Here is a 23,349-nt window from a genome sequence, read left to right on the forward strand (position 1 = left end):
TATCGGAAGTAATCGAAACAAACCGGACTTTTTAAATTATTATTTGAATGATATCTATAGGGTGCAATAAATAAACTATATATTTTTTAGGCTTACAGGATTTAGCTATTTGTAATTGAACACAAGCCTTAACTGTGGCGAAGTGATTATGTGCTACCGCCCATTCCACCACATGCATTTTCGGCCCCCGCACAGGCACATCCACCCCATGCAACGGTACCAGGATCTAATTTATCTCCAATCGGAAATCTAGGGAATCTAGAACCTCTAATCTTACCATCTGGCAATAGTTCGATGATTCCCGGCCTGCCTGATTCGAAATACCTTGGTCGTGACTCGCATACCCTTAGGCACCTTAACCCCTTTTGACTCTAGATGATCTATCGAAAGAATCTTCTTGCCAAGCTGCCTTCTTTTTGATATTGGGGTTTTTTTCATTGTATTCATAGCATCAACGAAAGCCGGATGTGACGTCATTTCAATTATAGCATCCATTTCCTCTCTTACCTTTTTTTCGTCAATTAAATCAGTTGCCATATCGTTCTATTTTAGATTATATTATAGTGGCTAAGAGCCCATTTGCTAAACACAACTATATTGTAAAATATTTTACCATATAAAATTCGGTCAAAGTTTTCAATTTAACAATAATGCAAAATGCGTATTTTTCCTATTAAATTTCAAATTCCGTAGTAGATATCGGAAGTAATCGAAACAAACCGGACTTTTTAAATTATTATTTGAATGATATCTATAGGGTGCAATAAATAAACTATATATTTTTTAGGCTTACAGGATTTAGCTATTTGTAATTGAACACAAGCCTTAACTGTGGCGAAGTGATTATGTGCTACCGCCCATTCCACCACATGCATTTTCGGCCCCCGCACAGGCACATCCACCCCATGCAACGGTACCAGGATCTAATTTATCTCCTATCGGAAATCTAGGGAATCTAGAACCTCTAATCTTACCATCTGGCAATAGTTCGATGATTCCCGGCCTGCCTGATTCGAAATACCTGGTCGTGACTCGCATACCCTTAGGCACCTTAACCCCTTTTGACTCTAGATGATCTATCGAAAGAATCTTCTTGCCAAGCTGCCTTCTTTTTGATATTGGGGTTTTTTTCATTGTATTCATAGCATCAACGAAAGCCGGATGTGACGTCATTTCAATTATAGCATCCATTTCCTCTCTTACCTTTTTTTCGTCAATTAAATCAGTTGCTATATCGTTATATTTAGATTAAATTATAGTGGCTAAGAGCCCATTTACTCAACACAGTTAGAAAGTAAATTACTTACAATTCAATGAAGTCAAAGTACGCAATTTTATCAAAAGCCATTAGGGATAAACATTATATATTACAAGATGATTTATTAACTACTCCCCGCTCCAGCACAAAACGACCCTGTCCCGCCACAAACACATGCACCCCATGCAACCTTACAGGATTTAATTTATCACCTATTAAAAATCTAGGATATTTTGTATTACGGATTTTGCCATCTGGCAATAGTTCGATAATCCCCGGCCGGCCTGACTCGAAATACCTTATTGTGACTCGCATACCCTTAGGCACCATAACCCCTTTTGACCTTAAATGATCTATCGAAAGAATCTTCTTGCCAAGCTGCCTTCTTTTTGATATTGGTTTTTTTTTCATTGTTTTCACAGCCTCAACGAAAGCCGGATGTGAAATCATTTCAATCATAGCTTCGATTTCCGCTCTGATTTTTTGTGTGTTGATCAATTCATTCGCCATATTAAGACATTTAAGTAGTTGGCTGAATAACTATTGATGAAGCTTGTAAAACTTTCCAATATTTGTTATTTTAAATTTTATAATTCGACAATACTGCAAAAAGCGTATTTATAAAATTCCGGCCCTAATGGAACTGCAAATTACTTCGGGGATAGTTTTAAAAGCGCTGTTCTTAAGAATATTATTCCTGTGTGTTCTAACTGTGTTATAAGAAATGAATAGTTGTTCTGCTATTTGTTTCGATGAAAATCCTTCGGTAATTAATCTTAGTATTTCAATTTCGCGCTTAGTTAGTCCACGTTCTGATTTTCGAATATCCCCCATATTTAACAATTTTATATTAAAATTTAACTTAGGATGGCGATAAAAAGCATTATTCATACTAAACTTTTAGTTTGAGAAGGAATAAGACTCTACAAATAGTGGGGGGAATAATACAAGATAATTATCTCTCTCTATAGGAATTCGAAGAAATAACACTTTGTAAATAATGAGAAATTTACTACAATATACGAAAAATAATTGTTTCATTTGTAAGCTCGGGAGAGAAATTTGCCCTCTTCTTAGTTCAAGGCAATATTAATTATATATTTACAAGCACGAACTTTCAATAATTAAAATGTGTTTAATTAAAGTTAACTAGCGTTAATATCTTGGGGCTCATGGTTCGAATAAGCCGATAAATATAAATTACCCTTTTAAGGGATACTTCGAGCTCTTTTAAAATGTCAATGTAGCATATTCGAATCAAATTAGCATAAATCCATAATTAAGTCTTTTCTTTTTCAAACCATCCAGTTGTTCTACACCGTCTTACTAATGTTCAAGAATTGGTTCTTTGGCTTTTATGTATTTATCTAAATCAATAATCTTGTTTAAATATTTATTAGGCCTACCAAAGCAATCTACTTAGTAAATGTCAATAACTACAAGGGAAATTTACTAGGAAATTAGGATTTGAAATATTCGAAAATTTAACAAGTGACTATTTACGGAATTCCGTATTTAATTGAAAATAAGTGAGAATATTCCCATTCCATACACATTCCCACTTCGCTCCTATCGTCGCTTGGGCAAAGAGTATTCCATTACATTTTCAGAAAAAGCTTTTAGAAGAAAAAATTTAAAGAAAGTGAAAGGTAAAATACTTTGCTTTACCTAAGCAAAGTGTCATAACGCAAGACATTATAGTACAAAAAGGTTAGTTTGTCTTATAGGGGAATTCTCGTTTGTAAGCCATAATTCTATATTATGTAAAATATCCCTTAAGCTCTGAGAATTGATTAAAACTTACAACAGGGTCAGGAAACTTTTTTTAAGCGGTGTCTGCGACGCATATTTTCATTTGTACCATAATTAGACATTATGTAAAATTGCCTCTTGCCAAAATCGCTCGTATTGTTTTTTGTAAATAATTATGCTACGCAGTAATTTTTCCAAACACAATTTGCCAACGCTTTCCAGCCGCACAAAAAAGCTAACTTTTAGATAAGCTCATAATTCTCGTATTCTAGGAAATGCTCGTGTAATTTTTTTCTACGGCATTCTCGTGAGTTTCCCGCAAGAGCTTAAAATTTCCCAAACGCGCCATCCAAAGGAAATTTCTAAGCACTTGCTATAATTGTGCTCAGATTCAACCTTTCTATAATTAGGTTGTTAGAATAACTTTTGATTGAGTTTTATAATTGTGACTAAAGAGAACTCATAATTATTTATCTTTTTTCCTTGATACGGCGTGTTTATGAAAGTCTAGTAGACTTTTATGAACATGAGCAAGGCTTTTAGCGGCTGGAAAACAAAAAAGGCCAACGCTACCTGCTCGCCGACAAAAGCAATCATCCACTGGATAATTCCTTTTGTTCGCGTCTAAAATATTACGCTCCTTCACCTATTGTTTACCCAAAGTTTTCTGAGGCCGTTTTGCCAGCGCTTCATCTGGGTAAAATCCTACACGCCAGATGGCTCGTTCACTAAAAAGGTCTACAAGACCATTTCTTTACGTTTCGCCCTATTTTACATAATATTTAAACTAAGATTGTAGTTTATAAATCATACTTTCTAAAGCCTATTTTGCTAATTGTATGAATACTAATTTTCTTCTCTTTTCCTTTCAATAGTATGTTAGCCATAAACTCTGAAATAAAGTCTGGTTCAATATGTAAATTATTTAAAAGACTTTCTGAGATTAAAATAGGTACATTATGTTTATTACATTGCCCTTGGATACGTGCCGCCGTATTGATAACATCTCCGTGATATGCTAGCTCTTTCTTAACCACTCCTACTTCGGCAACCATTATTGGTCCTCCGTGAAGACCAGCTTTAAATTCTGGAAAAGTATCGTACTTTTTTAAATAAAAATTTGCTTTAGATTGTATTCTTTGTTGAAATAAAAAGAACAGATTTACACAATTATTATGTAATATGCCTTTTTTATAAGGCCAACTTATAACAGCTTCATCTCCTACATATTGATAAATTTCAGCGCTATACTTTGTCATAATTTCATTAAGATCATAAAAACAATCTTGAATGAGTTGACTATATTTAAAGTGTCCTATAGTTTCAGCTATATTTGTTGAGCTTTTCAGATCTATAAAAAGAAAAATACGTTCTTCTTCTTTAGGTTGTTTGTATTTTCCAATCAGCATTTTAAAGAATACGCCTTTTCCAAACTTGTCTGATACAATAGTGATAATAGAAAAAATAAGTGATGAAAAGGTAAAATAAATCAATATGGGACGAAACGAATGATCTTGATACCACCAGCTAACATCTATACTAAACGGCAAACTATTTATTCTTATAGATAGGTTTATCATCATATAAGAAATAATGAGTGCTGAGATAAATATGAGTACCGTTTGGATAAGTATATTTAGTCCTATCGATATTCTCTTTAGTATAAACTTATCAAAATAAAACTCGATAGTAGCATATAAAACACCTATTAGAAATCCACCAAGACCAAAACCTAAAATCAAATTATAAATACTATAGACTACTTTATATTTTGCATTAATTTCAATACCAACTTCGCTATTTAATGCATAATACCTAAACAATACAAAGAGTATCATTGCTATAGTCCAAAATAATATGGATCGTAATAAATGCTTTAAGTACTCACCTATATTTCTGTTTTTTATATTCATAAAAATTTGTCCTAATTGCTATGCATCTTTCAAAAGTGCTTCATCAAATATATATTCTTTATAATTCACTTTAAAAAGCATACTGTATAACGAAGGCAAAAATACTAACGTGATTACTGTTCCAAACAGCAAGCCTACCATAATACTAATAGCCATGCCTTCCCAAAGTTCACCGCCACTTATATATAGTGGAATTAATCCAAGTATGGTTGTAAATGTTGCCAATAAAATAGGTCTGAAACGTTGTAAACAAGCCATTATAACAGCATCTTGAATATTTCGTTTTAATTCATTTTGTTCTATTTCCATTCGATCTATAAGTACAATAGCATTATTAATCACAATACCTGCTAAGGAAATTACACCAAGAAATGGCATAAATCCAAATGGTTCTTTAAAAACTAACAAGCCTATTACTACACCAATAAGCGCAAGTGGAATGGTTAATACAACCATACTCATTTTTCGGAACGAATTAAACTGTATGATAAGAAGCAATACAATGATAAATCCAGATAACGGTAAATAACTGATAACAGATCCCATATTTTCGGCAGTCTGTTTTTCATCTCCACCAAACTCATACATATAATCCTTTGGCCATATTTTTTTTGTTCTTCTAACCAAGGTGTTATTTCACTGGTAATTGTGGCCGCATTTCCATCTTCTCTAAGCTCACTTGTAATCGCTACTGCCCTATTTAAATTAAAACGCTTAATTTTAGCGTATTGCCATTGTGGAATAATGGAAGCTACTTGCAATAAAGGCACACTTTTTCCTGTAGATTGTGCATAAATATTTAAAGTTTCAAGCGATGCTAATGTTTGTTGCTGACTAGCGTTATTTCGCATTAAAATAGGGATAGATTTGTTATCTTCACGGTATTCTCCAGTTTGAAAACCATCTAATGTTGTTTGTAATGAGATAGCAATGTCTTGACTACTTACTCCTGCAGTTAACGCTCTATTTTGGTCTATTTTTATTAAAAACTTTTTACTCTTTGGTCCCCAATCATCTTTGATGTTTTTAGTGCCAGAAATTGTAGAAAGTTGTTTTTTAATAGCTGTGGAAATTTTAGCCAATTCTGCTGGGTCATCACCTAATACTTTTATTTCTATTGGAACCGTACCGCCTCCAGCAGCCAATGCTCCTGCTTTGATATCAGCATTTGGGAAATTCTCAAAACCAAAACGGTCTAACTTTTTAATGATGCTATTGTTTTCTTCAAAAGAAGAGGTATTTACCAAAATATGTGCATAACTGGAATTAGCTTCATCTTGACTATAGCCTAAATCATAAGATTCAGGACCTTGACCAATATAAGACGACCAATCTACAATACCTTTATAACGATTGTTATTATTTACTTTTAAAGAGTCTGTCATATACTTTTCAAAGGTTTTTACCAAAGCGGTTGTTGCTTCTATTTTTGTCCCTTCAGGTAGATTAATATCTAACGTTATCATATTACGGTCACTATCTGGAAAGAATAGAAAGGGGATTTTAGTAAAACCGAATAGAGATAAAATAAACAGTGCAAAAACTCCAAAAATTACTTTTTTCTTATGACCTAATGCTTTCAGAATTAAATTTTTATATTGGATTTTTAAAGCATTGATAATCTTGTCTATGAATCGTTCTTTTGCTTCACCTTTTGGTTTTACCTTCATAAAAAACACACAAAACATAGTAATTACTGTAAGAGCAATAACCCAAGACGACAATAATGCAATAGTAACAACAAGAAATATAGGTCCTACGATATCGCCCATATTGGTTGGTGACATATAAAAAGCAAGAAAAGCCGCCGAAGTTGTTAATGTAGAAATCAATAATGGCATAAATAATTCTGAGCAAGCTTCAATAGCTGATTGCTTGGGTGTGCGTCCTTGTTCCATTTTTACCATCACCGTTTCGGCAACTACAATGGCGTTGTCTACCAGCATTCCTAAAGCGATGATAAGGGCTCCTAAAGTCACTTGATTTAACCCTAAATCCATTAACCCCATAATGAGTAGCGTCATAATCGTTACAATAGGGATTAAACTTGCGATAATCATTCCAGTTCTAAATCCTAAAAAGACCAGCATTACAGCTAATACAATTAATATAGCCTGAATAAGGTTACTTACAAAATTGCTTACTTTGGTGTCTATATAAGTATCTACAGACGATATTCTTACCAACTCTAATCCTACGGGTAATTTTTCTTGCCACTTAGCCAATTTAAGATCTACTTCTTCTCCTAATTTAATGATATTAGCATTTTCTTTAAGGTTAATATGAAGAGAAATAGCATTTTTTCCATTAATACGTACCTTTTGTGTTGATGGATCTATATATCCTTTTTTTATGGAGGTGATATCGCTTAACTTAACTAGTTGAGACTGATTTTCGCCGATAGGAATCAACATATTGTTAATGTCCTCTACCGAATTAAAATTACCGGTAGGTTCTAATATGATGCGTTCATTACCCATATTTATTTCGCCACCAGAGCTTAAAATATTCGTACTAGCAATAATCTGTTGTAGCTTAGAAGCTGATAGATTATATTCTTTTAATCGTGTATTATCAAACTCAATGAATACGCGTTCTTCTTGTACACCTCCTAAAATAACTTTTGCCGTTTCGGGAATCCTAATTAAATCATCTTTTATGTCATCAATATGAGTTTTCATTTCGGCATACGAGTATCCATCAGAAATAAGTCCCACAACAATACCAAATACAGCTCCGATACCATCATCATCTAAAAAAGGGGCAACACCTTCTGGCAGACCTTCCATACCATCTAATTTACGTCTTAATCTATCCCAAACCGCTTGCATAGCTTCTGGACCAACTTCCTCTTTTAATGTAACTGTAACTACCGAGAGTCCAGTTCTAGATGTACTGCTTACTTCTTTTAATTCCGGTAACTCTTGGGTGATTTTTTCAACTTTATCAGTCACCAATTGCTCAATACGCTCTGGGCTTGCTCCAGGTAATTCTGTAATAACATTAGCCACTCGTACAGTAAATGGAGGCATACTGTCTCTAGACAAGCTAGTAAAAACTGCTATTCCCATCAGAATTATAGCGCCTAAAATCATCAGGACAATTCTGTTTTTTTCAATAGAAAATTTTGCTAAATTCATATTCTGTTACTTTTTGAGTTAATTAAAGCTTTACTTTTTGTCCGTCTAATAATGTTTGTAATCCTGCAGTGGCTATGCCTTGTCCTTTGGTAATTCCAGAAGTAACCTCAAAACCTTGGGCAGTAAGATTTCCTATGATTACAGGTTGTTTTTTAACGGTTGCATTGGCTCCTTCACCTACTATTAAGAATACAAACCTTCCGTTATGGTCTTCTCCAACAGCATACGCAGGAATAATTAGCTTAGAATTGGACGCTTTAGTGACTCCAAAGTCGAATGTTACATTTGCAGTCATCCCGCTTTTTACATCATTTGTAGTATTTGTTAGTATTAAATTAACAGGATAGGTTGCAGTTGTTGAAGATAACGTAGGTGATACCTCAGTAACTTTAGCTTTAAACGATTTTCCTTGCAGTGACGTAAAAGTAACATCAACACTATCACCTACATTTATTTTGTTGATGATACTTTCTGAACCCCCAAGTTAATTTCCATATCTGTTCCTGCGTTTAATGTAGCTATGGTTTGCCCAGGATTTACATTTTCATTAATTTCTGAATTTACTGCTGAAATAACACCACTTTCTGGGGCATATAAATAACCGAATTTCATTTGTTCTTGCTGAATTGAAACTCCTCTTTTTGCAGATTCATAACTTTGTTCGGCTGTTTTATATGCATTTTTAGCACCTTCAAAATCACTTAAAGAAGCACTTCCTTTTTCATATAAGGCCCGAGCTCTATCTAAACTTAATTTTGCTGTATTAAATTGAGATTGCGCACTATTTTTTTGTGTTAATGCTTGCTCATAAGCCAACCTTGATTGCACATTATCTAGTTTTGCTAATAACTGCCCTTTTTTTACGGTTTGCCCTAGTATTATATAAAATTGAGAAATGATTCCCGTATTTCTAAAGCTTAATGCTATCACCTTATCAGTTTGCGCAATACCGCTAAATGTGCGTATGTTTTCACTGTCTAGGACACCCACTTTTTGGTATTTAACTGGTCTAAGAAATTCTACTTCCTTTTTCTTTTCTTCAGAACAGGAAAGTAATACGCTGACAAGCAGTAATAATCCGAATATGTTGATATAATTTTTCATTGTAATTGCTATTTAATATTTTTAATGCTTAATTTTTAGTGTTTAGGTACGCTATAAAACGTTGTGTGAATTTGCTGTTATCCTCCGTTGTACTGAGCAAAAAATAATGTCCTATAAAACGTTCAACCTGAATCATATTAACCAAATAACCATATACTGCCGTAGCACTTGCTAATTGTGTATTTATATAATTATTCTGCGCATCAATAAGTTGTACCACATTTACCGCACCACTAGCGTAGGATACTTGGGTTAATTCTAGTGCTTCTTTGGCAGTTTGTTCTGAAATTTTAGAGAGTTCTATATTAGAGATTTGATTGATCACATTTAAGATGCTATTTCTAACATTGACATCTATAACCTGTTCTGTATTTTCTTTAAGGATGTTTAATTGATCTTTTTGAATCAAGGCCGTTTTACGATTGATATTGGTTTGATTTCTATTAAAAATAGGGATAGACATTGCAACACCAACTGTATAATTATTATCTGGTAATACAAAACCTTATTGTGTAGTGCTTCCTGCTCCATTTCGATTAAATACGCTATTGTATTGTCCTTGTAATTGAACTGTTGGCAAAAAACGTCCTTTTCCATTCAATTGAATCGAGCGTTCTGCTGCACTAAGGTTATAGCCAAGTGCTTTAAGTTCTGGTGCATTTTTTCTAGCTTCTTCAATTAAAAATTCAACAAACATTTCTCTTGTTGTTGGACTATCTAACAAATCAACAAATTGTTCATATTGAAATGCTCCAAAAACATTTTCCCCTAATGTCGTATTATCTACATCTATCTTCGTATGTATTGGATTATTTAACAATTGGTTTAATGCTATAAAACCTTGTTCTAATTGATTTACAGACTCAATCATTGCTTGATTGTTTTGCGCCATTTGACTATTAAAACGAAGTACGTCTGATTTGCTAGACTGCCCTAGATTAAAATTTTGTTCTGCTATTTTAAGATTGCGTTTTGTAAGATCTAAATTACTTTTTTGAATTTGTGCATTTGCCTTTAAGATTAATGTGTTGAAGTATACGTTAGATATATTTAATACCGTATTTAATTCGATTGCATTAAAATTTTCTTGTTGTGCTTTTTTTAAATTTTTCTGAATACTAATAGTAGCGTTTGCTGTTTCAGAAAAAATAGTTTGTTGTAATGTTATATTTCCAGAGGTTTGAAATTCTGGTGTTTGTCCAAAACCTAATACGGCAACATCTGGATCTACATAATTAGCCCCTGCATTTGCCGTTATGCTTGGTAAATAATTACTCTTCGCCGTTTTTACATCTTGGCTACGTAACACCACCTCTTTCTCTTGTGATTTGAGCGCTAAATTTCTATGTAATCCTTTTTCTATAAGTTCTAGAAGATTATATTTTTTTTCGGAAAGTACATTGTCAAACTTCCCTACAAATTCTACTGTATTAATAAGGCTATACTTTATGGCTACATTGGTAAGTTCTGCTGTATTGTAATTAATAGTTAATTGTGATTTGTAGTCTACAAAAACCGGGATTTCTGCTAATGGTGTGCCATTAATATATTGCTCAACCGTTAAAGCTAATCTTCTCAAAATTTGATTATAATTTATTGTAGGATTGTTAGTAGCCATAAACCCTTTTTCTACATAAGTCACATTATTTATGGTAAAAGAAGGTAGTTTTTTCTCGATAAAAACAGATGATAAGGTTGCTATTTCTAAATCGCTTAAAAAGAACCCACCTGCCATATAAACAGCATCTACAGTATCTAATTTTGAAGTAATATCAGATACAGATTCAAATGGAATTAATGTGTAATTTGTTCCTATGGATTCTGAAATAGCATCAAAAGTTGCCTTTATAGGTAGCATATCAATAAAAGGCTTATCTATAATAATTCCAACATTTTTGAAATTGGTAAGCTCCTTTAGCTTTTTCAAATCATTTTTATATGACTCCTCTTCTACCAAATAGGTTAAATTATTGATGTCGGATTTATTTTTAGAAAGGTCTATTCTATTAAAATCTTTATTGATAGCTCCAAATAGAACAGTTGGTTTCTTATGCGTTTCTTGTTTTATTACCAGTTCATTATTCACGATTCCGAAAGCAAGAATAATATCTGTTTCATTCGCTACTAATTGATTGTACTGTTGTTTAGCTTTTGTAAAATCAAAGTCGTTTACCAGCATATTTTTTTCGGAGAAGTTGATGATAGCATCTTTTCCCACTACCGTTTTTATTTGTGTTTTAAGATTGACAAGCAGAGAATCAATTTTTTCGTTTCTTACGTCTACTAGTATTCCAACATTGTAGGTGCGCACTTGAGCCACCAATAGCTGAGTAAAGAGTAAAACTAGAAGTATTAAAATTTGCTTTTTCATTTGTAATTTATTTTTTGGTGAAATATTCTACTGATGCTTTTTCCATAAAATCAAGAACTTCACTATTAAAAGAGATGGACTGTTTTATAAATTGATTGAGGTCTTGGTTAGAGCTGTCTCTAGCATCTACTATTTTTTCTAATAATGCTATTAATTGTTTATTGGTTTGAATGGTAATTTGAAGATTTTTAATATTCCCTTTTAAATGTAAGTAATACAGTTTTTGATTAGAATCTGCAATAGAAGTGATATCATTTATTTCATCTCTTTCTTCTAGTTGATCTAGTGTATTTTGAAGGTCTTCTACTTCTATATTTGTTTGCTCTTCTAATTCTTCAAAGGTGAAATATTTTTGATTTGACTTGTAAAATACACTCAATATCTTGCCCATATTTGTTGGGTAGAATTCTTGCTTTTGAAGAAGCGGGAATACTTGAGTTATTTGTTGATTTTCCATATTGCTTATTGTTTGATACAAAACTAAAGCGGTTAAAAAGGAAAAAGTGTGCCAAATGTCAATTAATGAAAATCGTTGATTTTGAATAGATTATATATAAACGATTGCAGTGAAAATCAAACTACCTGATGAGTCCTATAGTTATAGTAGTGCTAGGAATTACAATCCTTCTCCATGTTTAACAAGGTACTTTTACTGTAAATATATATTCATTTCAGTAATGCGCAGGATAAACTACAAGCTTGACTATTGTGGTCATCTACTTACCGGCAAGCATGTGTTAGAATATTAAAACGGTAATTAGATTAAGGATATTTACGTATTCTACTAAGTGTTTCTCTTGTTATTCCCAAAAAAGAGGAAAGTTCTTTTTGTGGTAGTCTTTGCGAAAAATGCGGCATCTCTTTCAATATGTGATCATATTTTTGTTTTGCAGTAAATGATTGTAGAAAAAATAAACGCTCGTCTGATTGAATATAATAGACTTCCATCAGTTCTCGGAAAAACGTTTCTACTGCGTGGTATTTTTCAGCTAATGCATAACATTTATCTCTTGATATACTTATGTACTCACAATCTTCAATAATTTTTATGGCTTCTTTACTTGGTTCTTGGGTTACAAAACTGGTGAAAGCGGTCAATAAATCTCCTTTAAAACTAAACCAAGTGATATATTCAGAGCCATCTTCTTTATGTCTAAATTGTTTTGCGATTCCAGACTCTACAACATACAATCTGTCGCAGGTTTTATACATCGGGATTAATATCTCACCTTTTTTACAAGACCCCGTTTCAAAAGCATCGCTAAATTCGTTAAACGCTTGTTCGTCTTTCTTCCTTAGTAACTCTAATTTTTGCGATACAATGTCGTTCTCCATGGTTTTTTGTTTATAAAGTATCAGCTTTTATTTTACTTAAAAATTAAACTAAAATATATACTGGTTAAAATAAATAAATTTCAAGTTTTTAGCAAAGAAACATTTAAATATAATCCCATTCCACACACATTCCCCTACTCTCCTATCGTCGAACGGGTAATAAGTGTTCCATTACAGTAGCTGAAGAAACATTTGAGAAGAAAAAAATAAAGAAGATTTAAGTCTACAAAGCTTTTTACCAAAGCAAAGTTACATAACGCAGTACATTATAGTACAATTTACAGCATATTGGCGGATAGCCTATTTTCAGGCTATTTTACATAGTTGCAGATATCGGCCTTTAGGACTATATCGTCAGCAATTATGTAAAAGCTAAATTTCGACCGGTATCAACATATGTTGTTATAAGGCAGCCGCATCATCTCGCCACCAAATAAAATCAGCCACGGTCTAATCTTATTTGTCACGGGTTATGTAAAATTGGCGCTACCAAACGCTCGATTTATCCTCTCGACAACCAACAAACTTTTGGTTATTTTTTGATTATTTTACGGGTAAACGCCTCATTGCGAGTTTCGATTTTTAGGGTATATATTCCAGAAGAAAAACTATCCATATTGATTTTTACAGCACCACTCACTACTTCGGCAGTTTTTCCAAATATTTGTCTACCCTCAGATGTGTACAAAAACAATTGAACATCCTTTATTGTTGAATCTTCTAAAATAACTGTTACATCACCATTTTTTACTGGGTTAGGATATACGGACAATCCCAAAGTAATTAAAATTGTTTCTTCGTAGATACCCTGACATTCCTTATCTGTGCCAACGGTTAGACTATTTTCAATCTTAGAGAGCGGCAATTGGATTTCGTTATCTTCAGTGTTATAAATAGTACCGTTCAAATTAACGCTATAATTAACACCACCACTCAAGTTAAGAATGACCGATTTGCCAGAAACATCCATCTTGGAACCTACGGACAAAGATTCGGGTTCGGTAATTTCAACAGAAAAACATTGTTCAAAATCAGAATGCTCGGTAATTGTGATGCAAACATCATAGGTTCCCGCTCCTAAGTTTTCAAAATTGACCGAATTATCAAAGGACTTCGATTCGCTGACCGAATTACCCGTGAGAACTGCGTTATAGTCATAAGGCAGAATCGCAATGATATCAACACTTCCGTTATTACTATTTGGACAAGATGCCCCCGTAGTTTGGATGGTAAAATTATCGGATGGTAAAGAGAATACTAGACAACCATCCGTATCGACCAAACTTCCCAAAGGAGTTTCTGAACATTGGTCGTTTTCATTGGCAATTCCGTCACCATCAATATCATCATCACAGGAATCACCAACACCATCATTGTCAAAATCGAGGCTATTTGATTCTGAAACAACTACTTGAATGTTTTGAGTACAACCCATGGCATCTTTGACATATATGTTATACGTTGCAGGCATTAAGTCGCTAAAACCATTGTTAGTTACATATCTAGCGCCATCAAGACTGAATTGATACGGGGCAACTCCACCTGAACCATTTACAACAATATAACCATCATTCAAACCTTTGCAGGTAATATCAGATTTATTTGCTTCTATGGTTAAAATTTCGGGTTCAGTTATGGTTATAGTATTCCCAAAGCTTTCTTGGGCATCATCATCTTTAACCTTGGTAAAATAGTTCCCTGCTCCAAGACCATTAAACATATTGTTGGTTTGATTAGTAAGTACGTTGTAACTTTCATCTAATAATTCATAAGTGTAAGGTGTTTTTCCGCCGACCACATCAATTTGAATAGTTGCGTCCTGAGAACCATTGCATGAAACGGTAGAAATTTGTGATGCCGTTACTTGCAAAGGGGCGTTATTCTCACAAACATCGCCAACTCCATTGTTGTTCGAGTCTTCTTGCAGGGGGTTTGCGGTGTTTGGACAATTGTCATTTTCATTTAGTACAGCATCACCATCAATATCTTCATCACATGCATCGTCAATTCCATCGCCATCCAAATCAGTTATGTTTTCTTTTACCCCAATCGTAACTTGTTTATATACCGTGCAGCCCTTACTATTTACTACTGCAATTACATGATTACCTTCTGAAAGCCCATCAATTATATTTAAAGATTGGAAACCCGCACCGCTAAGACCATAATTAAACGGACCGTCGTCTCCCATTACAGTTATCTCAACTTTACCATTTGAAGCACCGTCACAGCTTACACCGGTGACACTTGTTGATATTTCAAAAATTTCAGGGTTTTTAATATTTATGTATGCGATGTGTTCATCACCATAATCATCAATTACTTTGGTCGTGTAAAACCCAGCCTTTATATTTTCAAATAAATTGCTAGTCTGAGTGGTTGTTGGGTTTCCATAAGCATCCAATAAGTGATAGATGTATGGTTCTTTACCACCAGATGCCTGCACTTGAATAATACCATCGCTTTGATAGGGGCAGGAAATAGGTTGAAATTCTATTATTGTAGAATTCAATGGTAAAGGATCATCAATAAATTCAGAAATTGCCGTATTCGTAATTATGGGGGGATTAAAATCAAAATAAATATTAGCAAGACTCTCTATCTTATCTCCAATTGAGATATCATTTTTTGGTTTTATTTTAAAGGAAATGTAACCATGGCTTTCCGGCTCGTTGGACAGACTATCCGGTAAAAATATATTCTCAAAGAAAAACTCCACATCCTTACCATTTGTGATGGTCGTTCTGTTCGGATGACTTGAAGAAATCGGGGTAAAGGTTTCCCAATTCAGGTTGGCATGCAGTTGGTGATTAACTTTTACATTTATGGCAGAAGCGGTACCAGTATTTTGAAATCGAATCAAATAGGTCAAATATTCGTTAGCATCTCTAATGAAAATGGAATCTCCCTCTATGATTCTAATATCATTTGGATCGTAAGAACCAATAACAATTTCACGAAGCGTAAAATCATTATCCGGCCATGTAGCATCACCATTTTTAGGGTCAATGCTGGCCTTAAATGTTAAAACATCGAAAAGGTTGACCTCGGGAATAGTAGGTATGTTAAAATCCAAAGTCACTTTTCTAGACTCCAATGGAAGTAGTTGATCGTATAGAAATGTTATGGCGTTTTGCGTTTGAGTCTCAATGGCGGTATCTGCACCTAAAAATTGTAATCGATCATCAAATTCAAATTCAACGGAACCGTCTAAAATTGTTGTACCTGCATTAGTGTAAATCAATTCGTAAGAAACATCAAAACCAGGTCTAGGCTCATTTAGCGGCACAATCCTGACATTTAAATCATTTATGGTTTGATTCTTTGTAAAACAGAAGTCAATTTGTTGAGTATTGCCTATACCTGTGAAACTAGTTGTTTCACTTTCTGGATTAGTTGAAAACCAATCATTATAATAGGGTTCAACCGAAACTTCATAATCTCCCTCGTCAACAAAAAGTTGGTAATATCCGTTACTCAAAGTATACGTGACATAACTATTATCGCCATTTGTTGCAACCACTTTATACTTTGCTATGGCTTTATCAGTATCGCTACATCCATTTTCATCAAAATCGAGTTGTACCTTACCTTTAATTTCATTTTTTTGTTGGCCTAAATTCTTGTGCAGAACAATAGAAAAATCATCTCTATAAAAACTATCATTTGAGTGTACTGTTAATATATCTATTAGACCATCTCCATTTATATCGCCTACAGCTGTAGCCTTTGGGTCTCTAAACCTAATGTTGTCACTCCAATTATCATTTGTAAAAGATTCAATAAAATGGTTCTGTAAAATCCCGAAATTACCAAAACCATCAAGGTTTTCAAACCATGCATAACCATAGTTATAAATAGATTCTCCATTTATAAAATCTTGTTTTTCGGTACTTCCATAAATATCCAGATCGCCATCACCATCTATATCAACAGCAAGCGTACTATTAAATTTTGAAACGGTAGTACTTTCTGAAGCCTCTATATATTTGATGGAACTAAAACTACCTATACCATCGTTTTCAAGCCAGCCTATTCTTTTACCGGTATTAAAAAGAATATCCAAATCACCATCATTATCTATATCTGGAGCGGTTAGGTTGTATAAACCTAAATTTACACCATAACTATCCCCAATGTTTGATATGATAATATTACCATTATTAAAATTGCCCTGACCATCTAAATTTTCATACCACAAAAGTCTTTCATAATTCAAACTAGATGGGCTATCCGAAACTGAAATTGTTGCCAACACATCTAAGTCACCATCTCCATCAAAATCTTCCAACATCATATTTGAATTGGAAAGCATACTATCATTTATGGTAATCTCCGATACACTATTTGACGTATCAAAACCATCGTTGCTTTTAAACCATGCAATTTCTATTGTTGAATTACCACTATTTTGACCACTAGCAGCTACTATGTCCATTTTTAAATCACCGTCTATATCTCCAACGGCGATTTTATAGTAACGACAAGAAGGCTTTTGAAAGATTGTTTTCTGCTCAGAAAAGCCATCAGACCCGTTTATATTTTTATACCAGAAAATACTAGACCCATTGACAAAAGGAGCTATCAAATCTTTATCCCCATCCAAATCTAAATCTTGAAATAATAATGGATTTCCACTAGTAAATGGAATAATTTCTTTTGAAGGACCGAATGTGCCATTTCCATCAATATTTTCAAACCATACCACCGGTTTTAAGTCATCATTTTTTGATGTTACCAAAATATCTAAATCACCATCTGAATCCATATCTTCCAAGAAAGCATCATGAAAATTTGTTCCAGAACCCTCATTAACGCTAAACAAAAGACCCTCTTGAAACTCTATTTGTGCAGATAAGCTAAATGAAATAAATAAAAACAGGAAAGATAGTAGTCGTATTTCCATAAGGTTTATGGTATGAAAGTTTGGTAGGTAGCAAGTACGGTTTTTTAACATATCTTTTTCAAAACGAAAATGTTAAAGGTTTATTTTAATAATTTTTTTAACACCATCAAAGTTCGATTAACTACCAAAGCGCTGAACTTTAGCAATTATTCTTTACTTGAATGAAAGTGCGGAAAATTTAAAAAAGGAATATATACTAATGGAGCTATTGCATAATTCTATACCACTCACGTTTCACTTCCCTCCTAACGTCGGGTTATTTAATGAGTGTTTAGTCATTACTCGTTTATTGTTTTTTAAGGCATTAATGAATTATAAATGAAGATTCGCTAACGCCTAATCTCATTCTTCGATTTCATAACCTTTAACAAAAAAATAAAAAAGAAAAGTTTCAATGAAGATTGATTTCATATTGTAGCTATCAAGCTTCAATAATACAGCCTAAAATCTAGCAATTTACAGACATTGTAATGTCTTTGGTGCAACTCCTCAACTACCTCAAACATATCATCATCTTCTTTAAATAAGTTGAAGAATGCCTTGTCAAGGTTAGCGCTACTTACTCCGTTATATGCATTGCCGTAGCCAGAAATAGCTTTTGCATTAGTAATGTCCAAAAAATACTGAGCTTCCTCTTCGTCTAAATCTAGGATTTTTGCATTTGAGAAATGTAAAATTTTTCCTTTTAACCGTCCCTCAAAAATTTCTGCTATTTCTTGTAAACTGTAGTAGTAGTAGTTTAAGCAAATACTATTGGCTTCGCCTGACATAACCAAGTAGATAATCTCATAGTCTTTAAAATTATGATCATCCAAGACCAAAGCATTTAAGCTATCTTCTAATCCTTCAATGGTATCGCAGGTTTTATAAATACTTGCTATGCCATATTTCATGGCCAATTGCACCAAATTTTCTTGTGCTTCGGTAACTTGGTCCGTTTCTATATCTTGAACGCCTTCTAAACAATAAATGAAATTATCTGCATCTATAAATTGTTCTTGGGGTACTTGTTGTCTTTTCTCTAGCAATATTCTGAAATTATATGAACCACAAAATTACTGTAACTCTTTTATTTTTTTTAGCGTTATCAATTAAAAACTTTGGAAACTATTTCTGGCACATATGATTAATATCATAAATACTTCAGAGCTACTATTCCATTTAAACTACCACTTCGCCCCTATTTTCGTTTTTATATTTCTTCAATCTTATTTACCAGAATTCAACCACTCTTGCGTAACGGTATCAATATCTTTTCCTTCGCGGCTTACTTTATAATCTAAGGCCGCAATAATCTCATTATCAAAACGTAATGCATCCAAAGCACCTAGTTGTTCTTCTGTGAACAATGGTTTTTTATCCTCTCTTAAAAGCAATACCGCTTTATCTACAACACCCAATAATCCTTTAGGTTCTTTTAATTCTCTAATGTCATATTTATGGTGTAAAAAATGAGGTTTCCATAAGGGAACAATCACCCATTCTTTATTTTCTATAGCGTTTTCAAAAGCACCAAAACAAGCTTCTTCCGTTCCGGTATGAAATTCATAACCGGCATTATTCAATCCGTAGGCGTCCATCATTTTTATTGAGAAACGGGTAATTCCTGCGCCAGCATTAATCCCTTGAATATCAGATTTCATTTTTTCTACCACTTCGGGTTTTAATAAATCTGCAATTTCTGAAACCGCTTCTGCAGGTACATAATTAGGAACTCCCCAAAGTGCATAAGGCTCATAATGCAATCCTAAATCTATTAAGGGAACTGTTTTCTGTACTTCGGCCTTATAACCTCCGTGACTAGATGGCAACCAAGCGGAAGCCAACATATCTGTTATTCCTGCTTTTAAATTATCAAAGTTTTTCTCGTGGTGCGCATAAACCCGTTTCACTTTAAATCCCATTGCTTTTAGTGTGTTTGCAACTAAAGAAGCTGCAATACGATGAAATGATAAATCCGTGACACCTATTGTAATTGTCTGTGACATCCTATCTGGTTTAAATGTAAAACGCACTTTAAAAATTATAAAGTGCGTTTGGATTATAGTTAGCCTATTACTGTCATTTCATGCAATATGAATTCTTCAACAGCACCATCTGTTACTTTCATATATTCGGCTAAATGCGCATTGCCCATGTGTTCTTGCCACAGTTCACGGCTTTCCCAGTTTTCATGAAATAAGAATAAATTTGGATTTTCATTATCTTGATGTAAATCGTAATTAATACATCCTTTTTCTGCTCTAGTAATGGGTATCAGTTTTAGAAGTTCTGCTAGTACAAAATCTCTTTTTTCTTCTTTAACTAGAATTTTAGCTACAATCGTTAATTGACTCATAATGAAAGGTTTATTTATATAATTAAGTACTTTACTAATTCTGTTTCCGTATTTCTTTTGTTTCACTAAAATTATAGTACAAATATATACATCCTTACAAGGTGGGTAATTGTACAACCAATGGGTATTTATGTATTATTAAAGGTTTTTTATAGGTATACAATCATTGTTAGGGTGATTATTAAGTCGATTTTACTTTGATAACAGTTTAAAATGCCGATTTCAGACGCTAAAAACCTTTTTAAACACAAAAATGAAGTAAGTCGAAACGAAGATGGAGTACTTCTTAAATAGGGACTGAAGTTGATTTAATAGCAAACATCGTTCTGCCTGAATTAAAAGAAAACTTAAAAATCACATTTTGATATAAAAAAAAGAAAATGTAAAACACTCACACATAATATCTTACTAGTCATAAGCATAAAATGCACACCAACACATAAATAGAATAGTTCCTCTTGTTTAGCTATAAATTTAAGAAACTAATAAATCTTAATGTTATGAAAAATGTAATTGTATTCTGTTTAATTTTCCTGTTTGTATCTGTGGGCATGGCCCAAAATAATGGTAAAGATATCTCATTGAAGAAAACTATTTCTACAAGTACCTCTAAAACTAAAATGGAGAATTCTAAATCGCAAGAGACCATAAGTATCAAGAATAAAATCCAAGATTTGGAAAACAAGATTGAAGATTTGCAAAAGCAAATAGATGGTCAGAAATCAAAAACAAGACTCGCCTTTTTTCAGATTAGTTCTAATCCTATATTCAACACACCTTTTGAAGACTTTGTTTTTGCTAGTGACGACATGTGGAATAATCCTGTAGATGTTGGTTTAACGGAGTGTAGCAAAGGCTGTTCAAAAAGTGCAAAAAGAAGAAGAGATGCTTGCGCAAAAATGGCAGATGGCCCAAGAAAATCTGATTGCTATACTGCTTCTGCAGAAGCCGCAGGAAGATGCCAAACTAGTTGTCAAAATAGCTTTCCGTCTAAATTTTAATAAAAACAAATGATGCCGTAAGTACGAATTGTAATTATGGAAAGTGCACGTTATAATTTAAACTCTTTGATATTTTTGTCCTCTCCAAAAATATGTGGATAATGTGCCCGGGCATTGGTTTCCATAAAATCTATGGGCACATCTTCAAAATAGCCGTAATCTTCTAGGTATTCCATGAATTCCATTCCCTCGTTATTAAATTCTTGAAACATAGAATCGTTTTCGCCATCAAAATCTAAAGGCTCTACGTTGCACATGGCACATAAGGATTCATTAAAAGCAGGTGAAACCTTTAGCCATTTATCATTTAGAAGAAGGTCTACCATTCCGTGAGGTGTTAATTCATTGGTTCCAAATTTTTCAACAAGCCTCTCCACACCTATATGGTTTTTAACCTTGGCCAAGTGTAGCCGTGCGCAGGTATGCCTAATGACCGTAAACCCGCAATTAGAATAATGGACTTATCTATACAATGCCCTTTTTTCTGTGTTACCAAATAACTTGCTCTATAGTGCTCTTTTAAGAAACTTAGGGAATACGGATCATATCTATACGTGTCTCTTACTTTGAGGTACAAGCGCTTCGCTTTTTCCTTTTTTGAAATAGTATCGCTTCTAAACTCTTTGACAAAATCTTTGATTTCATCGGACTCATAATCAAAATAAAAAGTAGGTGCGGTAAAATTCATTTGTTTCCTTTTTTATAATGAAGAAGGTAAAAAGATTCCATGTAATTACAACTTACGCTGTCTTCAAAAGCGTAAAGTAAAACGTTGTGCCTACGCCCTCTTCACTTTCTAACCAAATGGAACCATTGTAATATTTAATTATTCTTTTTACGATAGATAAGCCTATACCAGAAGAAGAACCGGTGCTTTCTAATTTGGTAAATATTTTGAATATCCGTTCAAAATAAGCGGACTTAATACCAATACCATTATCCTTTACAAAAAACTCATAATGATCACCTTTATCCGTATAGCCCACTTCTAACCTTCCTGGTCCTCTTTACCATAGTTTATGGAATTTTGGATTAGATTCTGAAAAACCTGTTTAAACCGCCACGTGTTTCCAAACAAACTGGGCATGTTTTCTTGCACCTTAATTTCTACATGGTCGGGAACTAAAATGGTTTCTAGAACTTCTTTTATGAGTTCATTGAAATCTACTTGTTGGTCTTCGGACTCAATCTTATCAATCGTTGAATAATCTAAAATTCCCTTTATTAAAAAGTTCATCTTTTCAACATTAAACAAAGCCTGGTGTAAAGGTTGCATGGTGTCCTCATCTATAGCGTCTGCATTGTCATCTATAAACCAGCTCACCAAGGTGTGAATATTTATAAGCGGCGCTTTTAAATCATGTGATACCACATGGGCATACTCACTTAATTCTTCATTCTGGAGCGATAAGTTTTTTAGTAATTCTTCCTTTTTCTTCTCTTGCTCCTTTATGCGTTCTTCGCTCTCTTTACGCTGTATGACATTAACCAACATATTGGCATAAACAAAAAGGATATCCTTTTCATTATCATCATATTTATTGATTTTTTTAACCGAATCAAAACCTATAAAACCAATCAGCTCATTGTTTTTGATTTTCGGAATGGTAATCAAGCTTTTTATGCCCTGTGGTTCTAAAACCGCACGTAAACCATGCTCACCGTCTTCTGGTAATGTACTTACATCTTCCACAAAAAATGGTTCCCCCTTTTTGTGTGCTTCTATCCACTGCGGAATATAATCTACGGGAATGTCCTGCAAATTATCTAGTTCCGGTTCTATGCCTTCAGAACACCACTCATAGGTGTTGGAAGTGGTATTGTTTACAAAATCATAGGAGAAAATATAGCTTCGGTCAGATTCCACAAACTCCCCTATTTGCTGTAAGGAGGCTCTAACTAGCTTGTCTATATCCGATAAATCTGAATTAATGTACTTTGTTGAAATACTAATTAAGAGGTCTTGAAAACGCAGTTGCCTTTCAATAATTTTATCTTTTTCAGGCTGACTGAAATTGGTATGATTCTCACCTTCATTAGTTACTGAAAGTTGATTTTTATCCTGCAGGTCTTCTTTTTTCATTCGGGTTTTACAGATTTGAGATAAATGGGGAAACTTTACCTATTTGTTAGTTAGTACAACCAAGTCATAAAACATATTACGTTACTTGGTGCCTTAAAAATAACTATTTTTTACGCTTTAACAGCATTAAACTAAAAACGAATTGATG

20 protein-coding genes and 2 pseudogenes are annotated in these 23,349 nt (G+C 33.6%); 1 reads left to right on the plus strand and 21 read right to left on the minus strand.

What is annotated here, in order from left to right; translation table 11 throughout:
• Window positions 1-146: 146 nt before the first annotated feature.
• From Q5W13_RS19840 to Q5W13_RS19910, 17 genes and pseudogenes are all read right to left on the minus strand, one after another.
• Window positions 147-287, minus strand: a complete 141-nt coding sequence (locus tag Q5W13_RS19840; RefSeq protein WP_304444190.1) for a hypothetical protein — start codon at window positions 285-287, stop codon at window positions 147-149.
• The gene (locus tag Q5W13_RS19845; RefSeq protein WP_304444191.1) at window positions 274-537 is read right to left on the minus strand and encodes a hypothetical protein; all 264 of its coding nucleotides are present in this window, start codon (window positions 535-537) and stop codon (window positions 274-276) included. Before Q5W13_RS19845 ends, Q5W13_RS19840 begins: the two co-directional genes overlap by 14 nt.
• A 306-nt stretch (window positions 538-843) precedes the next feature.
• Window positions 844-1,191: a hypothetical protein gene (locus tag Q5W13_RS19850; RefSeq protein WP_304444192.1), complete on the minus strand. Its 348-nt coding sequence runs from the start codon at window positions 1,189-1,191 to the stop codon at window positions 844-846.
• Window positions 1,192-1,360: 169 nt separating this feature from the next.
• Window positions 1,361-1,768 (minus strand): hypothetical protein, encoded by a 408-nt coding sequence (locus tag Q5W13_RS19855; RefSeq protein ID WP_304444193.1) that lies wholly within the window; start codon window positions 1,766-1,768, stop codon window positions 1,361-1,363.
• Window positions 1,769-1,876: 108 nt separating this feature from the next.
• Window positions 1,877-2,149 (minus strand): response regulator transcription factor, encoded by a 273-nt coding sequence (locus Q5W13_RS25395; protein ID WP_368662330.1) that lies wholly within the window; start codon window positions 2,147-2,149, stop codon window positions 1,877-1,879.
• A 1,661-nt stretch (window positions 2,150-3,810) separates the two neighbouring features.
• Complete coding sequence (locus Q5W13_RS19860; RefSeq protein WP_304444194.1) at window positions 3,811-4,923, minus strand: adenylate/guanylate cyclase domain-containing protein; 1,113 nt, start codon at window positions 4,921-4,923, stop codon at window positions 3,811-3,813.
• Window positions 4,924-4,941: 18 nt separating this feature from the next.
• A complete protein-coding gene (locus Q5W13_RS19865) occupies window positions 4,942-5,511 on the minus strand; it encodes an efflux RND transporter permease subunit (protein WP_304444195.1) in 570 nt (189 codons plus the stop codon).
• Between the two features lie 116 nt (window positions 5,512-5,627).
• Window positions 5,628-8,063: pseudogene (locus tag Q5W13_RS19870) on the minus strand (efflux RND transporter permease subunit); the annotation flags it as partial.
• A gap of 22 nt (window positions 8,064-8,085) precedes the next feature.
• A pseudogene (locus Q5W13_RS19875) lies at window positions 8,086-9,167 on the minus strand (efflux RND transporter periplasmic adaptor subunit).
• 28 nt (window positions 9,168-9,195) lie between these two features.
• The gene (locus Q5W13_RS25855; RefSeq protein ID WP_497582243.1) at window positions 9,196-9,630 is read right to left on the minus strand and encodes a TolC family protein; all 435 of its coding nucleotides are present in this window, start codon (window positions 9,628-9,630) and stop codon (window positions 9,196-9,198) included.
• A gap of 42 nt (window positions 9,631-9,672) precedes the next feature.
• Window positions 9,673-11,538 carry a TolC family protein gene (locus Q5W13_RS19880; protein ID WP_497582244.1) on the minus strand — a complete coding sequence of 622 codons (1,866 nt, stop codon included), beginning with the start codon at window positions 11,536-11,538 and terminating at the stop codon, window positions 9,673-9,675.
• Between the two features lie 7 nt (window positions 11,539-11,545).
• On the minus strand, window positions 11,546-11,995 hold the full coding sequence (locus Q5W13_RS19885) for a helix-turn-helix domain-containing protein (protein ID WP_304444196.1): 450 nt from the start codon (window positions 11,993-11,995) through the stop codon (window positions 11,546-11,548).
• A gap of 305 nt (window positions 11,996-12,300) precedes the next feature.
• Entirely contained in the window at window positions 12,301-12,873 is a 573-nt protein-coding gene (locus tag Q5W13_RS19890) for a Crp/Fnr family transcriptional regulator (protein ID WP_304444197.1), read from the minus strand.
• A 532-nt stretch (window positions 12,874-13,405) separates the two neighbouring features.
• Window positions 13,406-17,779 carry a DUF7619 domain-containing protein gene (locus tag Q5W13_RS19895; RefSeq protein WP_304444198.1) on the minus strand — a complete coding sequence of 1,458 codons (4,374 nt, stop codon included), beginning with the start codon at window positions 17,777-17,779 and terminating at the stop codon, window positions 13,406-13,408.
• Window positions 17,780-18,207: 428 nt separating this feature from the next.
• Window positions 18,208-18,807 (minus strand): DUF6642 family protein, encoded by a 600-nt coding sequence (locus Q5W13_RS19900; protein WP_304444199.1) that lies wholly within the window; start codon window positions 18,805-18,807, stop codon window positions 18,208-18,210.
• A 180-nt stretch (window positions 18,808-18,987) separates the two neighbouring features.
• A complete protein-coding gene (locus Q5W13_RS19905) occupies window positions 18,988-19,767 on the minus strand; it encodes a glycine betaine ABC transporter substrate-binding protein (RefSeq protein ID WP_304444200.1) in 780 nt (259 codons plus the stop codon).
• A gap of 59 nt (window positions 19,768-19,826) precedes the next feature.
• Complete coding sequence (locus tag Q5W13_RS19910; protein ID WP_155596382.1) at window positions 19,827-20,117, minus strand: putative quinol monooxygenase; 291 nt, start codon at window positions 20,115-20,117, stop codon at window positions 19,827-19,829.
• 500 nt (window positions 20,118-20,617) lie between these two features.
• Here Q5W13_RS19910 and Q5W13_RS19915 point away from each other — a divergent pair, with 500 nt between their 5' ends.
• On the plus strand, window positions 20,618-21,118 hold the full coding sequence (locus tag Q5W13_RS19915) for a hypothetical protein (protein ID WP_304444201.1): 501 nt from the start codon (window positions 20,618-20,620) through the stop codon (window positions 21,116-21,118).
• A 50-nt stretch (window positions 21,119-21,168) separates the two neighbouring features.
• Here the strand turns inward: Q5W13_RS19915 and Q5W13_RS19920 are convergent, their stop codons facing one another.
• Genes Q5W13_RS19920 through Q5W13_RS19935 form a run of 4 tightly spaced genes read right to left on the minus strand, consistent with a single transcriptional unit; the run spans window position 21,169 to window position 23,201 of the window.
• The gene (locus tag Q5W13_RS19920) at window positions 21,169-21,495 is read right to left on the minus strand and encodes a hypothetical protein (protein WP_304444202.1); all 327 of its coding nucleotides are present in this window, start codon (window positions 21,493-21,495) and stop codon (window positions 21,169-21,171) included.
• Between the two features lie 2 nt (window positions 21,496-21,497).
• Window positions 21,498-21,806 carry a transglutaminase-like domain-containing protein gene (locus Q5W13_RS19925; RefSeq protein ID WP_304444203.1) on the minus strand — a complete coding sequence of 103 codons (309 nt, stop codon included), beginning with the start codon at window positions 21,804-21,806 and terminating at the stop codon, window positions 21,498-21,500.
• A gap of 52 nt (window positions 21,807-21,858) precedes the next feature.
• On the minus strand, window positions 21,859-22,104 hold the full coding sequence (locus Q5W13_RS19930) for a sensor histidine kinase (RefSeq protein ID WP_304444204.1): 246 nt from the start codon (window positions 22,102-22,104) through the stop codon (window positions 21,859-21,861).
• Between the two features lie 2 nt (window positions 22,105-22,106).
• Window positions 22,107-23,201, minus strand: coding sequence for a GAF domain-containing sensor histidine kinase (locus Q5W13_RS19935; RefSeq protein ID WP_304444205.1), 1,095 nt, complete (start codon window positions 23,199-23,201; stop codon window positions 22,107-22,109).
• Window positions 23,202-23,349 lie beyond the last annotated feature (148 nt).

It is taken from the genome of Zobellia laminariae, from assembly GCF_030553095.1.
In the GTDB taxonomy this organism is placed as follows: Bacteria; Bacteroidota; Bacteroidia; order Flavobacteriales; family Flavobacteriaceae; genus Zobellia; species Zobellia laminariae.

Bases quoted from the DNA above. Each gene is read 5' to 3' on its own strand.
- Q5W13_RS19845 (WP_304444191.1), bottom strand. From the start codon at position 537: ATGGCAACTGATTTAATTGACGAAAAAAAGGTAAGAGAGGAAATGGAT.
- Q5W13_RS19850 (WP_304444192.1), bottom strand. From the start codon at position 1,191: ATGGATGCTATAATTGAAATGACGTCACATCCGGCTTTCGTTGATGCT.
- Q5W13_RS19855 (WP_304444193.1), bottom strand. From the start codon at position 1,768: ATGGCGAATGAATTGATCAACACACAAAAAATCAGAGCGGAAATCGAA.
- Q5W13_RS25395 (WP_368662330.1), bottom strand. From the start codon at position 2,149: ATGAATAATGCTTTTTATCGCCATCCTAAGTTAAATTTTAATATAAAA.
- Q5W13_RS19860 (WP_304444194.1), bottom strand. From the start codon at position 4,923: ATGAATATAAAAAACAGAAATATAGGTGAGTACTTAAAGCATTTATTA.
- Q5W13_RS19865 (WP_304444195.1), bottom strand. From the start codon at position 5,511: ATGTATGAGTTTGGTGGAGATGAAAAACAGACTGCCGAAAATATGGGA.
- Q5W13_RS25855 (WP_497582243.1), bottom strand. From the start codon at position 9,630: ATGTCTATCCCTATTTTTAATAGAAATCAAACCAATATCAATCGTAAA.
- Q5W13_RS19880 (WP_497582244.1), bottom strand. From the start codon at position 11,538: ATGAAAAAGCAAATTTTAATACTTCTAGTTTTACTCTTTACTCAGCTA.
- Q5W13_RS19885 (WP_304444196.1), bottom strand. From the start codon at position 11,995: ATGGAAAATCAACAAATAACTCAAGTATTCCCGCTTCTTCAAAAGCAA.
- Q5W13_RS19890 (WP_304444197.1), bottom strand. From the start codon at position 12,873: ATGGAGAACGACATTGTATCGCAAAAATTAGAGTTACTAAGGAAGAAA.
- Q5W13_RS19895 (WP_304444198.1), bottom strand. From the start codon at position 17,779: ATGGAAATACGACTACTATCTTTCCTGTTTTTATTTATTTCATTTAGC.
- Q5W13_RS19905 (WP_304444200.1), bottom strand. From the start codon at position 19,767: ATGTCACAGACAATTACAATAGGTGTCACGGATTTATCATTTCATCGT.
- Q5W13_RS19910 (WP_155596382.1), bottom strand. From the start codon at position 20,117: ATGAGTCAATTAACGATTGTAGCTAAAATTCTAGTTAAAGAAGAAAAA.
- Q5W13_RS19915 (WP_304444201.1), top strand. From the start codon at position 20,618: ATGAAAAATGTAATTGTATTCTGTTTAATTTTCCTGTTTGTATCTGTG.
- Q5W13_RS19925 (WP_304444203.1), bottom strand. From the start codon at position 21,806: ATGAATTTTACCGCACCTACTTTTTATTTTGATTATGAGTCCGATGAA.
- Q5W13_RS19935 (WP_304444205.1), bottom strand. From the start codon at position 23,201: ATGAAAAAAGAAGACCTGCAGGATAAAAATCAACTTTCAGTAACTAAT.